13 protein-coding genes are annotated in these 13,433 nt (G+C 66.5%); 8 read left to right on the top strand and 5 right to left on the bottom strand.

Translation table 11 applies throughout. The annotated features are described in order from the left end of the window. Positions 1-2 precede the first annotated feature (2 nt). Entirely contained in the window at positions 3-749 is a 747-nt protein-coding gene (locus NN4_RS12465; protein WP_147130078.1) for a MerR family transcriptional regulator, read from the bottom strand. A 72-nt stretch (positions 750-821) separates the two neighbouring features. Continuing rightward, positions 822-2,708 (bottom strand): S9 family peptidase, encoded by a 1,887-nt coding sequence (locus NN4_RS12460; RefSeq protein ID WP_147130077.1) that lies wholly within the window; start codon positions 2,706-2,708, stop codon positions 822-824. 213 nt (positions 2,709-2,921) lie between these two features. On the opposite strand from NN4_RS12460, the gene NN4_RS12455 reads away from it, so the two are divergent. Together NN4_RS12455 and NN4_RS12450 are read left to right on the top strand one after the other, a co-directional pair. Beyond that, positions 2,922-4,061, top strand: coding sequence for an LLM class flavin-dependent oxidoreductase (locus tag NN4_RS12455; RefSeq protein WP_147130076.1), 1,140 nt, complete (start codon positions 2,922-2,924; stop codon positions 4,059-4,061). A 76-nt stretch (positions 4,062-4,137) separates the two neighbouring features. Beyond that, a complete protein-coding gene (locus NN4_RS12450) occupies positions 4,138-4,935 on the top strand; it encodes a class I SAM-dependent methyltransferase (protein ID WP_222595040.1) in 798 nt (265 codons plus the stop codon). Positions 4,936-4,948: 13 nt separating this feature from the next. Here the strand turns inward: NN4_RS12450 and NN4_RS12445 are convergent, their stop codons facing one another. After that, positions 4,949-5,830, bottom strand: a complete 882-nt coding sequence (locus NN4_RS12445) for a hypothetical protein (protein ID WP_147130075.1) — start codon at positions 5,828-5,830, stop codon at positions 4,949-4,951. A 328-nt stretch (positions 5,831-6,158) separates the two neighbouring features. Between NN4_RS12445 and NN4_RS12440 the strand changes: the two genes are divergently transcribed. The 5 genes from NN4_RS12440 to NN4_RS12420 all read left to right on the top strand — a co-directional run bounded on the left by NN4_RS12440 (position 6,159) and on the right by NN4_RS12420 (position 10,693). Beyond that, the gene (locus NN4_RS12440) at positions 6,159-6,497 is read left to right on the top strand and encodes a hypothetical protein (protein WP_147130074.1); all 339 of its coding nucleotides are present in this window, start codon (positions 6,159-6,161) and stop codon (positions 6,495-6,497) included. A 132-nt stretch (positions 6,498-6,629) separates the two neighbouring features. Next, positions 6,630-7,253: a TetR family transcriptional regulator gene (locus tag NN4_RS12435; protein WP_147130073.1), complete on the top strand. Its 624-nt coding sequence runs from the start codon at positions 6,630-6,632 to the stop codon at positions 7,251-7,253. 18 nt (positions 7,254-7,271) lie between these two features. Further along, positions 7,272-7,937: a VC0807 family protein gene (locus NN4_RS12430; protein WP_147130072.1), complete on the top strand. Its 666-nt coding sequence runs from the start codon at positions 7,272-7,274 to the stop codon at positions 7,935-7,937. A gap of 176 nt (positions 7,938-8,113) precedes the next feature. Then, on the top strand, positions 8,114-9,634 hold the full coding sequence (locus tag NN4_RS12425; RefSeq protein WP_147130071.1) for an FAD-dependent monooxygenase: 1,521 nt from the start codon (positions 8,114-8,116) through the stop codon (positions 9,632-9,634). Between the two features lie 246 nt (positions 9,635-9,880). After that, the gene (locus tag NN4_RS12420) at positions 9,881-10,693 is read left to right on the top strand and encodes an MBL fold metallo-hydrolase (protein WP_147130070.1); all 813 of its coding nucleotides are present in this window, start codon (positions 9,881-9,883) and stop codon (positions 10,691-10,693) included. 23 nt (positions 10,694-10,716) lie between these two features. Here the strand turns inward: NN4_RS12420 and NN4_RS12415 are convergent, their stop codons facing one another. Together NN4_RS12415 and NN4_RS12410 are read right to left on the bottom strand one after the other, a co-directional pair. Beyond that, positions 10,717-11,181 (bottom strand): SRPBCC family protein, encoded by a 465-nt coding sequence (locus tag NN4_RS12415; protein ID WP_186818379.1) that lies wholly within the window; start codon positions 11,179-11,181, stop codon positions 10,717-10,719. A 153-nt stretch (positions 11,182-11,334) separates the two neighbouring features. Continuing rightward, a complete protein-coding gene (locus NN4_RS12410; RefSeq protein ID WP_147130068.1) occupies positions 11,335-11,784 on the bottom strand; it encodes a protealysin inhibitor emfourin in 450 nt (149 codons plus the stop codon). Between the two features lie 405 nt (positions 11,785-12,189). On the opposite strand from NN4_RS12410, the gene NN4_RS12405 reads away from it, so the two are divergent. Continuing rightward, positions 12,190-13,431, top strand: a complete 1,242-nt coding sequence (locus tag NN4_RS12405) for an oxygenase MpaB family protein (protein ID WP_147130067.1) — start codon at positions 12,190-12,192, stop codon at positions 13,429-13,431. Positions 13,432-13,433 lie beyond the last annotated feature (2 nt).

Raw genomic sequence — 13,433 nt, 5'->3', positions numbered from 1 at the left:
GTTCAGCTCGGCGGCGTGATCTCCCGGCCGACGCGGGCAAGCACGTCGAGCTGTGCGGCGTTGTACACCTCCAACACAGCCTCAGCAGTGGTGCTCGCGGCGAAGCGGGTGCCGCGCGGCGCATCGTCGAACCAGGTCAGCACCCGCGGGTGCGCGGCGTACAACTTACGGCCGCCCTCAATCATGCGTTGCGCGACCTCCTCGCGCTGCTGCTCATCCGCATCGGCGGGCAGGTTGTCGAATTCGGTCGAGAAGGCACTGACCTCGGGATCTTCCAGCATTCGCGCCACCGCCTGCCGCCCCGCCGGACCGATCACCCGGGAAAGCACGAACGCGAGTGAGCGGTCCGCGTCGGACATATCCGCTCGCTGCACCGCGGCGAATTCGGGCGGCAGGTCGGTCGCCTCCTGGTGGTCCAGGATCCGGGCGACCTCGGCGCGGATCCGCTGTAGCCGGTCGATGGTTTCGGCGAGTTCGGTGTCCAGCGTCCGCAGCGCCTCCTGCGGATGCTCGTCGAGGTTGTCCATCTCGGCGATCTGCGCCAGCGAAAAGCCGAGCCCGGAGAGGCGTTTGATCCGCAGCACCCGGACCAGATGGGCCACGCCGTAACTCTTGTAGCCGTTGGCACGGCGTTCGGGCTCATCGAGCAGTCCGACATCGTGGTAATGCCGCACGGTCCGCAGGCTGGTGCCCGCGAGCTCGGCCAGTTCACGAGTGCTCCACCCCACGACCGTCACTCCTTCCGTCATCCCCCACTACACACTGTGCCGTTACGGCATAGTCAAGCATTGCTCCCGGTCAGCGGCCACCAGGCGGTCCGGCTACTCGATCCGCCCACCCAGGTACCGCGCCAGGAAACGGTCGATCGCCTGGAACAGTTCGATCGTGTTCTCGGGATTCACGAAACCGTGCCCCTCGTCGTCCTTCACGATGTATTCGACCTCGACCCCGCGCGCACGCAGCGCCGCGACGAGGTTGTCGGATTCGGCTTGCACCACGCGAACATCGTTGGCGCCCTGGGCAACCAGCAGCGGCGTGCGAATCTGATCCACCCTGGTGATCGGCGAACGTGCCACCATGTCCGCCGCCTGCTCCGGAACCTCGGGATCCCCGACGAACAGGTACCAGTTGTTGGCCATGAAGGGCCGGGAGAACACCGGCATGGTCCGCAGGAAGTTCGCCAGGTTCGAAATACCGCAGTAGTCGACGGCGGCGGCGAAGACCTCCGGGGTGAAGGTGACACCGACCAACGCCGAGTAGCCGCCGTAGGAACCGCCGAAGATGGCGACGCGCGCCGGATCGGCATACCCCTGCTCGACCGCCCAGGTGACGCCGTCGATGAGATCGTCGTGCATCTTGCCCGCGAACTCGCCGACGGCGGCCTTGACGAACGCCTTGCCATACCCGGTCGATCCGCGAAAGTTCATCTGCAGCACTGCATATCCGCGATTGGCCAGCAACTGCGCCGCCCCGTCGAACCCCCAGCTGTCCCGTGTCCACGGACCACCGTGCACCAGGAGCACCAACGGCAAACCGGTCGGCGGCACACCGACCGGCAGCGTGAGATACGAAGGGAGACTGAGCCCGTCGCGCGCCGGGATGGTGACCGGCGTCATCGGCGCGAGCGTTGCGGGGTCCAGATGGGGATACGGCCGGAACAGCAGCCGACTCTCGCCCGTCGCATGGTCGTAGTAGTAGGTGACACCGGGCTCACGATCGTGCTCGAAACTCACGACCCACCGCTGCTCGCTGTCGTCCGAGGACAGTGCGCTGATGTCGCCGTCGGACAACTTCGCCACGTTCGCCAGCACCTCGGCGAAGTGCGGGTCGAGGGCGTGGATCACCTGCCGCTCGCCGAGATACCTTGCCCCGATGAGCTTTCCGGCGCGCCGACTGAGTATGAGAGGCGCCGGAAAACCGGGACTCGCACCCGCGCGCGTATCGAGATCGAAGCTGGGATGGCTGTCGAGCTCGACCTCCTGCCCGGTATCCAGGTCGAGCCGAACCAGCCGGGTCCGATCGGTGCCCCGATTGGACCCTACCCACGCCCCCGCGCCGTCCGGAGTGATCTCGATCGGCGAGACACCCACCGGGTAGTCGGCACCGTCCCACACCGCGACTCGACTCAATTCACTTGCGGCACTGTCATACCGGGATAGTTCGACATCACCGTCGTCGGTCATCGAGGTGGCGAACAGGTCACCGCGATGACTCACCTTCCAGCCGGAAACGCGACCCGGGTTCTGCGCGAGCATCGTCAGTTCTCCGGTGGCAATGTCGAGTTCGTACACGTCGAACTCTTCGACTTTCCTGGAGTTCAGCGTGACGATCGCGATGCCGGGCCTGCCTCGTGGCAGTTCGAGACCGAACAGCCGCGCACCAGGAAACGGGGTGAGATCGACCGTCGCGGCCGCCGGATCCGACAGGTCGACGCGGTACAGATGCCAGTTCTCGTCGCCATTGTCGTCCTGGGTGTAGAGCAGCCATCGCGGATCGTCGGTCCAGCGGTAGTCGTGAATGCTGCGGTTGCTGTCGGCCGTCACGCACCGCGGTTCCTCGGCCGAGTCGAGGTCCTGCACCCACACATTCAGCCGGTTCTGCCACGGAGCCAGGAAGGCGAGCCGAGTTCCGTTCGGCGAGATCGACGCCGCCGACCGAACGGGCGGGCTGAAAAGGTCTTCCACCGTGAGCAATTCCGGTAACGCCATAGCTGTCCTTCCATCTGGGTCGATGCCCGCAGGAACCGCATTTATCGGCACCTGCGCGCCGCCATCGACACCAGTCGAAGCCATGCCGTCGCGGCATAGTCAAGTCCAGCGAGAGTTGTGATCCAGCCGGTTGAATCACCGGACGCGGGCGGGGTGCGTCGGGATAATCGGTGGGGTGCCTGGTGGGGGCATGCTGGTCGAGAGGGGACCGAAGTGTCGGACTCGCGCAAGTCGTTCGCAGTGGGCACGCTCGCCGGGGTGAATCCGCCATTGAGCGCCGCACGATTCGTGGTGCGGATGGCCCGATTGGGCAAGCTGGATTCAGTTCTGGCGCCGGACCACCTGATCAGTGTCTTTCCACGAGCCATCTGGGATACCGACTTCACCCCGCAGGCGAAAGTCGTCCGCAGCCCCGACGAGCAGTTCGATTACGCTCCGCTGCTTGCCCATCTGGCCGCCGGGGCGGGAAAGGTGCAGTTGGGGGTCGGGGTGACCGATCCGCATCGCAGGCATCCGGTGCTGCTGGCGCAGACGTTTCTCACCTTGGCGCACATGACGAAGGTGCCGCCCATCCTCGGCATCGGATCCGGCGAGCGGGAAAACCTCGATCCGTACGGGTTCAGCTGGAATCGCCCGGTCGAAAGACTGGAGGAGGCACTCCAGGTGCTCCGCGCAGCACTGACCGCAACGGAATCCATCGAGTTCTCCGGTCGGCATTATAAAATCGACAGCGCGCCAATGGATTTGGCCGCGCCGGCTGGCCGGATGCCGCAGATCTGGATCGGCGCGCACGGACCACGGATGCTCGAACTGACCGGACGCTACGCCGACGGGTGGTACCCGTGGGAGGCCCTGTCACCGGACGAATACCAGCGCCGACTGAAGGTGGTGCACACCGCCGCTCGCGCCGCGGGTCGCGACCCCGAGGCGATCGTGCCCGCCCAAATGATCTCCATGCTCACCGCGCGAACGCCGTCCGGTATCCGGCGGCTGCTGCGTGCGCCCGCTGTCCGCTATCTCGGCTTGCTCGCACCGGACGCGGTGTGGGCGCGCCACGGCGCGAAACATCCTTTCGGAGAAGGCTTCCGCGGTCTCATCGAGCTGATGCCGCACCAGCTGACCAAGGCCGAGGTGCAGGCGGCGATCGCCGAGGTGCCCGACGAGGTGCTGCACGATTGGCTCGTGATCGGCACGCCCCGAGAGGTTTTGGCGCGCATCCGGGCGCTGGCCGATGCGGGATTGCGGCACGCCGTCGTCTTTCCGACCGCAGCGCTCGTGTCCAACGCCGACGCGGCGTTCGGTTACGGTGTCGTGCTGTGGTTGGCGGCGCGGCTACGGCGTCAGTCGACGTGACTCCACACGGCCCAGCTCCGCTCGACGCATCCCCGAGTACGATCCGATAACCGCGCGCTGCTGTCATGATGGCTCCATGATCGACCGCGGGAATCAACCGGAACCGGCCTCGAACACCATGTTCGACTACGACGCCGAGCTGCGCCGCTACCACCGGTGGCTGAGCGAAGCCCTCGACGTGGGACCGAGCGACCGCGTGCTCGACATCGGTTGCGGCACAGGGCAGCTCACCCGCGACAGCGCCGAGCTCGCGCATCAGGGCAGCGCGCTCGGTGTCGACATCTCGCCGGTGATGCTGGCGCACGCCCGCCGGCTCACCGCCGCCGCAGAGATTCCCAACGTGCGGTTCGAGCAGGCGGACGCGCAGATCTATCCCTTCCCACCCGAGCACTACACCCGCGCTGCCAGCCGCTTCGGCACGATGTTCTTCGCCGACCCGGTCGCGGCGTTCACCAACATCGGGCGCGCATTGCAGCCCGGAGCGCGACTGGTGCAACTGGTGTGGCAGGACAGCGCCGAACAAGAATGGGTGGGCGCGATCCACCGGGCTCTTACCGGCAATGCCACGCCCGCCACCAGTACCGGTGCCTTCTCGCTGGGCGATCCAGCGCGGGTGCAGGAGATTCTCACCACTGCCGGATTCGAAGACATCTCCATCACCGACTTGCGCGAGCCCATCTATTACGGCGCCGACCCGGACGCCGGCGTCGACGCCGTCCGTGTGTTGCACATGACGACCGATCTGCTCAGCCGCCTCGCCGCCGACGAAACCCAGCGCGCACTCGACCGTCTGCGCAGCACCATGGCCGAGCACCACACTGCCGACGGCGTGTGGTTCGACTCGCGCGCCTGGCTGGTCACCGCGCACCGTTAGGCGCGGATCTCGATCAGCTGGGCTTCCGAACACCTTGCGCCGCTTGGGTTACGGGTAGGCCGGAGAGCGCAGCCGCTGTGGCGGCGATTTCGGCGGTAGGCTTGTCGACCATGGCATCCATGATGACCAGGGGCGACAGGTAGATCTTCTTGTTCATTCTGGAGACGAAGGCTTGCCAGCTCGGGAGTTGGCGAAGGTAGACCTGGTCGTCGTGCAGCATGAAGGCGATCACCTGCCGGGTGTCGCGCGCTGATGCGCGCAGGGGGACGACGCTGATCTCGCTGAAGGATTCCCAGCCGACACTCAGTCCCATCCTGGGCGTGTGCACGCCGTTCGCATCGAGGACGGCCGCTGGGTGTTTCGGCAAAGCCCAGGCCAGCAGGTAGCCGGTGTAGGCGAGCACGGGGACGCTTACGACGGCGGCAACGCCGATCAACCACGGATTCGTCCACAGCACCCCGACAAGGAGCAGAACGGCGACGATGAACAGGTAAGGGCCCGCGATGCGTACGGCGCCGAGGACGGTTATCCGGATCTCCAGTTTCTCGGCGGATCCGGGCATGACCGGCTCTCGAACCACACCGCGGCTGACGTTCAGCAGCCGGATCAGTGCGAGCTTGTGTCGTGCCATGACAAACATGACTCCGATGGCCAACACGATGACCACGAACACGAACACCCAGAACGGCAGCCCTGCCACCACCATGAGTGTTCCCAGCAGCAATCCCATGGCCGTACCACCCACGAGACCAACCAAGACTCCCCGAACTTGCGAACGGTTCAGCACCTTCTCCGCATGCGCCACGGCGATTCGATCAATCTCGGGATCGGTGGCAGGCTCACCACGCAGCAATGCCTTTCGCGTGGCAGAGTCCAGGTCGCGCCAAGTCTTCATATTTCCCCTCCTTCAGAGGGTCGCACCTTAGCCGACCGATATGACCGATTCCCCCACGGCCCGGCCGAGAGGCTCGCTGCCGAAACCGGTCGAGCGCAGCACGCCGGCCGCTAAGCTGCTGATCGAGTCAGTAGTGCTGTACGTGGCGAGGCCATCGGTATTCGACTTGCCTGGCCGCGCCGGTCTGCCCGTCGCAGGAGGTGGCGCCGTGCTTATTCGTCGAAGCGTGCTGGTAGCGGTTCTGTGCGCGATACCGGCGCTGAGTGCGCCGCAAAGTCCGGCGGAGCCGTCGAGCGACAGCAATACGGCCTGCCGGCAAGGCAGCGTGATGACAGGCCGATTGATTCCGGGCACCGGCAGCGCGCGACAGTCCATCCACCGAGAGGCCGCGCTGCACCAGTGCGCCAGCCCACTGCTGCCGGGCATCGACTCCGGTCGGTTCACCGCCACGATCCCATGGAGCGCACCGGGTGCGGTCAGTGCGGCCGAATTCGCCTGGTCCGACGGAAGCGTCAGCAGGGCAACCGGTTACGGCAATGGCCTGTGGCTGATCACCGACGGTCCGGCCACCGGCCACGGCATCCAGATCAACGTCGCCGACACCTGGAACGGCTGGTACCTCAGCTACGCCGACGTCGTCGTCACCTCCGCAACCTTCGTGTCCTGAGCCAGGCCGGCCGAGCGCGTCCCGGGTCCTGACCGCTGAGTTCTGGCACCCCACTCGACGCCTGAGCCCGCATATTTTGCTCACCTAACTCAACTCTTGCTTACGTAAGCAACAACGGCTACCGTTTTGCTCATGCAAGCAAACAGTGGCTCGGGCAAGCAAGGCGCGCGAACGTTCACCGAGGCGGCCCGGCGGGCGCAGATTGTGAATGCCGCGATCGAGGTGATCGCGGAGCACGGCCTGCCGAATACCTCGTTCGCGAAGATCGCGCAGCAGGCGGGGTTGAGCAGTACCGGCATGATCTCCTACCACTTCCGCGGCAAGGACGATCTGATCCGTGAGGTGACCGCCGAAATCGTGCGGGTGAACACGGAATTCGTCGTCGCCAAACTCGAACCCGAGGCCGGATACCACGCAAGGCTGCGTGCCTACTTCGCGGCCAGCCTGGCGTTGCTCGACGAATATCCCCACCATCAGCGAGCACTGGCGAGCATCGTCGCCAACGTCCGCCCCGACGACAAACAGGCGTTCGGCTTGCTGGAACACGTCGCCGACATCGCCCGCGGCCAGGAGGAATGGATCCGGGAAGCCCAGCGGGCGGGGGCTTTTCGCGACTTCGACCCTGCGGTCATGGCGCTCGCGATTCGCGCCGCACGCGATGCGGCCGTCGCCCGCGCGGCCGACGATCCCGACTTCGACGCCGCGGCCTGCGCCCGCGAACTAGCCGAACTCTTCGAACGCGCCACCCGCGCGTAAACGTGATCCGGAGCTGACATGAACTCACCGCAGACGCTCACCGCCGACCGCACAGCGGAGCACAAACGAGCCGCCGTGCGCCGCCACCTCTTCCGCCAGTTGATCGTGGAGCTGGCACTCCCCCTCGGCGGCTACTACGCCCTGCGCGCCGCCGGGGTGAACCCGTGGCTGGCATTGATCGCGCCCGCGTTGCTCATCGGCGGGTTTCTCGCCTACGGCGCGATACGGCAGCGTCGCCTCGACACGATCGCACTGTTCACCCTCACGCTGATCGTGGTCGGCACGGTGATGACTCTGGTGACCGGCGACCCCCGCACACTCATGGTGCGCGACAGCTGGGTTTTCGGCGTGCTGGGCCTGTGGATACTGGGCACTTTGGCCACCCAACGCCCCTTCATGCGCACCGCGTCCCGAGCGATCGTCACGGCCAAGATCGGCGAGGAGGGTTATCGGGAGTGGGATGCACGCTGGGACAGCGACTCCCGGTTCCGCCACCACCTGCGGGTACTGACGGCGGTATGGGGCACGGTCTTCACGCTGGACGCGCTGGTGCGGGTGTTACTCGCCTACACCCTGCCGATCGATGCGATTCCGCTGGTGAGCACCGTGCAATGGCTGGCCGTCCTGGCCGCCGTCATGGTCTTCCACAACTTCTACGTCACCAGGCACGGATTGAAGGCCTGAACCGGGCTGAGAACGGTGGCTCACTTCGAGCCCGGCTTGCGCGGGCGAACGGGAAAAGAAGTGAACTTACCCCTTTCCACTCCTAACTTATAGCGGACCCCGGGGCTTGCGGCAAGGCCCCGTTTGTCCGGCATACTCCTCGGCCGAAGCTAGAACCTGCGGAAATGGAGTAATGAGTGACGGACATCGACGTGATCATCGTGGGCGCGGGCCCGAGCGGCCTGATGCTGGCCGGTGAACTGCGCCTGGCCGGAGTCCGATCGCTGGTGCTGGAACGACAGCCGCACATCCGCGACATCCCGAAGGCCAGCGGTATCGGCGGCCGGATCCTGGACCTGCTGCGCTACCGCGGCCTGCTGGACCGCTTCGAGGCGGCCAGCAGCGATCCGCACCTGGCCCCCCGATTCCCTTTCGGCAACATCTATTTGGACTTCACCCAGATGGCGGAGCCGCCGATGCGGGCGTTGCCGATCCCGCAGCGGGAGATCGAGCGGCTGCTCGACGATCGCGCGGGCGAACTCGGCGCCGAAATCCGCCGCGGCCACGAGGTGGTCGCCGTGAGTCAGGACGACGCCACGGTGACCGCGCAAGTGCGCGGGCCGGACGGGCTGTACCAGGTGACCGCGCGTTACCTGGTGGGTTGCGACGGCGGGCGCAGCCGGATCCGTGACATGGCGGGTATCTCCTTCCCCGGCACCACCTATCCGGAGGTCAACCGGCTGGGCCAGGTCACCGTGCCCGATTCGGTGACGGTGCTCGACAACGGCGACATCGAGGTCCCGGGGCTCGGCACGATCCACGCCGGCTTCACGCACACCGACAACGGCGTGTTCGCATTCGCCGTCTCCGATGGGGTGCTGTTCATGCAGACCACCGAGGACGAGTCCGCCGAATACGACGACGACGAGCCGCTGACCCTGACCGAACTCGCCGACAGTGCGCGTCGCGTACTCGGCGGGGAGCTCCCGATGGGAGAACCGATTCGGTTGTCGCGCTACACCTTCAAGGATCGGCAGGCCGAGCGGTACCGCGCCGGGCGGATCATGCTGGCCGGCGACGCGGCCCACCTGTTCCCCGCCACCGGCACGGCGCTCAATGTCGGCATGCTCGACACGGTCAATCTGGCCTGGAAGCTGGGCGCCGTCATCCACGGCTGGGCACCGACCGGTCTGCTGGACACCTACCATGACGAGCGCCACCTCGCCGGCGCGCGGGCCCTGGTCCAGACCCGCGCCCAGGTGGCCTTGCGCCGCGGTGACGATGCGGCCGCCCAGGCGCTCCGGCAGGTCTTCCAGGAACTGCTCACCGACGAGCCCGCCTTGCGTCGGATGGGAAACCTGGTCGGCCACAACGACATCCGCTATCCGGCGCCGGGTGACGCGCACGCCCTCGCCGGCACCTTCGCGCCCGACCTGACCCTGCACACCGACCAGGGCGTCACCAGCGTCGCGGAACTCATGCGCACCGCACGGCCGGTCCTGCTCGACCTCGCCGACCGGGCGGAGCTGCGCGAGATCGCCCGGGAATGGGCGGACCGGATCGATATCCGCGCGGCCAAAACCGATGACCGCCCGGCGGATGCCCTGCTGATCCGCCCGGACGCCCACATCGCCTGGGCCGCAACGATCGACGAATCCGCCGACACCGCAGCGGCCGCATTGCGCGAAGCACTCGTCAGCTGGTTCGGCACGCCCTGATAGGCACGGTGCCGAGTTCGCTTGCACCTCGAAGCACCGGCGCGAGGCTGCGCAGGTCGGCCTTCAGGTTGTCGCCGCTGCTGGCGATGAGCCGGTCGGTGACGGCCGGATCCCGCAGAGCGGCACCGTGATCCGGCCGTCGCCAGTCCGCTGGCGACGGCCGGTCGCCGCTCGGGTCGTTCGACTGCGCCGGGTTCATCCGCCGTGTACAAACAGTGATGGGTGTACCGAACAGACGAGGTGAATATGTGGAAAATCTGTCGGACCTGCGCGGTCGAGCACGAGGGCGAGGCGCAGCTGTGCCGCATCTGCGCCGACGAGCGACAGTGGGTGCCCGCCGAGGGCCAGCAGTGGACCACCCTCGACGAGCTCGCCGCGGACGGCCACAAGGTCGCGCTGCGCGAGCTGGAGCCGGACCTGTTCGGCTTGACGACCGAACCGGAGTTCGGCATCGGACAGGAATCCCATCTGCTGCGGACGCCTGCGGGCAGTCTGCTGTGGGACGTGACCGGTTACGTCGACGAGGATGCCGCGCGGCGGGTCCGTGAGCTCGGTGAGGTGGTCGCGATCGTGCCGAGTCACCCGCACCATTACGGCGTGCAGGTGGAGTGGAGCCGGGCGCTGGGCGGGGTGCCGGTGCTCGTCGCCGAACCCGACCTGGAGTGGATCGCGCGCCCGGATCCGGTGATCCGACCGTGGTCCGGTCAGCTCGAGCCGCTGCCCGGGGTCACACTGCGCCAGCTGGGCGGGCATTTCCCGGGCAGCGCGGTCCTGCACTGGGCGGCGGGCGCCGGGGGCAAGGGCGTGCTGTTCAGCGCGGACACCGTGCAGGCCAACCCGGACCGCTCGTCGGTCGCCTTCATGCGCAGCTATCCGAACCGGATTCCGTTGTCGGCCAACGTCGTCGCCCGCATCGCGCGCACCGTCGAGGAGTTCGAGTTCGACCGCATCTACGACAATTTCGGTCGCACCATCGACGGTGACGCCCGCGCCGTCGTCCGCAGCTCCGCCGACCGCTACATCGGTTGGGTCAGTGGGGAATTCGACCACCTGACCTGAGATTCTAACTCCACCAACCGATCTCAACGTGGCGGAATACTGGTCCGTTCAGCCGCGAGCAGTCCATTGATGTGATCGGCCAGCCAGCTGACGGCGGCTTCCGACGCCTCGGTGAGACGATCGTTGAACGACGCCGGTTGCTCGGCGACGCCGGGGGCCCACACCGGGTCGATCCACTGCTCGCGGCTGAACACGGTCTGCTCGCCACGTTCCTGGAAGGTGTAGGTCAGGGTGGCGTCGTAGCCGCGGTCGTAGAGCGTCATCCGGTGGGGACGCTCGTACTCGCGCACCTCCCAATACAAATGGAAGTCGACGCCGTCGGTGACACCGTGCTCATAGACGGTGTCACCCAACCGCAAGGGCCGCTCGGTCACACCACCGACCGCGCGCGTGTACGGGTGCCACTGCGGCCAGAATCTCGCCTGCGTGATCAAGTCGAAAACGGCCTCGATGGGCCCGTGCAGCAGAACTTCGAATCTTTCACCCACGACGACCTCCTGAATCGGGGCAACAACCCGGTCCTTGGCCTCGCTCAGCAGTCCATCGGGACACACTGGGTGCGGTCGGGCATCATTCAACCATGCGCAACCGTTCGCGAAGGGCGACCAGCCCGCTGGACGCAGGCCGGTGGGCGTCGATGGTCAGTTGCCGCTGCCGCGGTACCCGATCTCCTTGGTCAACGCGATGACGTCGGTCAGCTCGCGCGGCGGTTCACCGCATTCCTCGGCGTCGACGCGCTTGCTGGTGCCGTCGCGGTAGATCACGGTCACGGTGTAGGAGAACGCGTCGCGGCAGCCGTTCGGCCCGGTGTAGGCCTCCTGCAGGGACCGGAACGGTAGCCCGGCGACCATGTCGAACAACTCACTGCGCCGCGGACTCTCGACCTTGTCGTCGACGGTGTAGAACTCGTTGACCCCGGCGAAGCCGCCCGTCTGGTTCACCTCGACGCTGGCTACTCCCGAAGAGTCTGTCCCCGGCTGCGTTTCACCGACGCCGCCACAGGCCGCCGAGGCGAGAAACAGCACGCACATCACGGCGGCGGACAGAAACAGCGGTTGCGCGAGACCACGGCGGGACCGAGAGACGCTCATAGCCGCACACTATCGCCACGGGTGCGCCGCGACAATGCCACTTCGTCCCCAGTTGACCCGGCCCGTTCCAGTGGGGAAGCCACGAACAGACCCGTAAAGTGACTGATGGTTATCGATACTCACGATCCGGAATACCGACGCAGCGCGACTATGTCTGCCACCGACGCCACCCGGTCGCGCGGCGCTATCAAGATCAAACTTGCCCGAAAAAAGCCAGCACATAGCAACTTTGACCGGCAAAGCCAAAGCAACAGTCCGCACGGCGACTTGTTTTCCAAAGCCGGGACAACGCATTCACAACCTTGATAAGTTAATAACCATTCTTCCACTGAAAGGCGCGGACCAGCGCTACCCGAGTGCTCCGCGCCGACCCGGTGGCGGCTGGACTCGGCGAGGAGTGGCGACATGGATGGACTCAGCAGACGCAACGCACTGAAGGCAAGCGGCGCACTGGGCGCGTTGGGCGCCTTGGCAATGGTGACGCCCGCCCGAGCGGAACCGTGGACCTGGTCACCCGACGGTTCGGTGGCGGGCAGCGGCACCGGAGCCGACCCGCTGACCGTGTGGGATGCCGAGGCGGACCCCGTGGTTGCCGGGCTGCTCGACCGCGGCGAAGTCCCCGCGGTGAACGCGCTGTTGCGCACGTGGACCAGAAACGGCCAGCCCCTGCCCGCCGGATTGCCCACGGAACTAAGAGATTTCATGGAGTACGCCCGCCAGCTACCGCAGTGGACCGACCACGGCAAGCTGGGCACCGCCGTCGAGTTCAACAAGAAGCGCGGTCTCTACCTCGGCGTGCTGTACGGCTTGGCCAGCGGCATGATGAGCACCGTCATTCCGAAGGAGGCGCGGGCGGTCTACTACTCCAAGGGCGGCCACGATCTGAAGGACCGTATCTCCAAGACCGCGAAACTCGGCTACGACATCGGCACCGCGAATGCCTATGCCCCCGATGGTGAAATGATCGTCACCTGCGTCAAGACCCGGCTGGTGCATGCCGCCGTGCGCCACCTGCTGCCGCAGTCGCCGCACTGGGTGCACTCCGCCGAGGAGGACATTCCGATCAGCCAGAACGACATCATGGTCACCTGGCACAGCCTGCCGACGACCGTCATGAAACATCTGACCGCATGGCGGGTGCCCATCCCGGCGCACGAGTCGGCCGCGTTCCTGCACTCCTGGCAGGTGTGCGCGCACCTGCTCGGCGTCCGGGACGAGTACATCCCGAACTCGTGGGCCGACGCGAATTCCCAAGCCGCACAGGTACTCGACCCGATACTGATGCCGACCCCCGAGGGCACCGCGCTGGCCGACCGGCTGCTGCGGCTCGGCGTGAACCTCGACCTCGCCATCCTCAGCAAGCCGGTCCTCGGCGCGTTCACCCGCTTCCTGCTCGGTGACAAGATCGCCGACGGTCTGGCCATCCCCAGGGAACCGCTCTGGGACCCGCTGCTGCGAGTGAGCTGGGGCCCCTTCATCGCGGTCCGCGAGGGCCTGCTGCCCGTCGTCCCGCTGGCCCCGGATGTGTACTGGCTCTTCGACGAATTCCTCCGCCAGGCCGCGCTGATCTACCTGGCCGAACTGCGCATGCCGATCAGTATCGAACTCCCCCAGATGAATCGGGACATGAGCCGACCGCCGCGCTGAGC

The sequence above is a fragment of the Nocardia ninae NBRC 108245 genome (genome assembly GCF_007990755.1).
Classification (GTDB): Bacteria; Actinomycetota; Actinomycetes; order Mycobacteriales; family Mycobacteriaceae; genus Nocardia; species Nocardia ninae.
The sequence above is the reverse complement of the archived record's forward strand: the minus strand, read 5'-3'. Positions and strand labels throughout refer to the sequence as shown.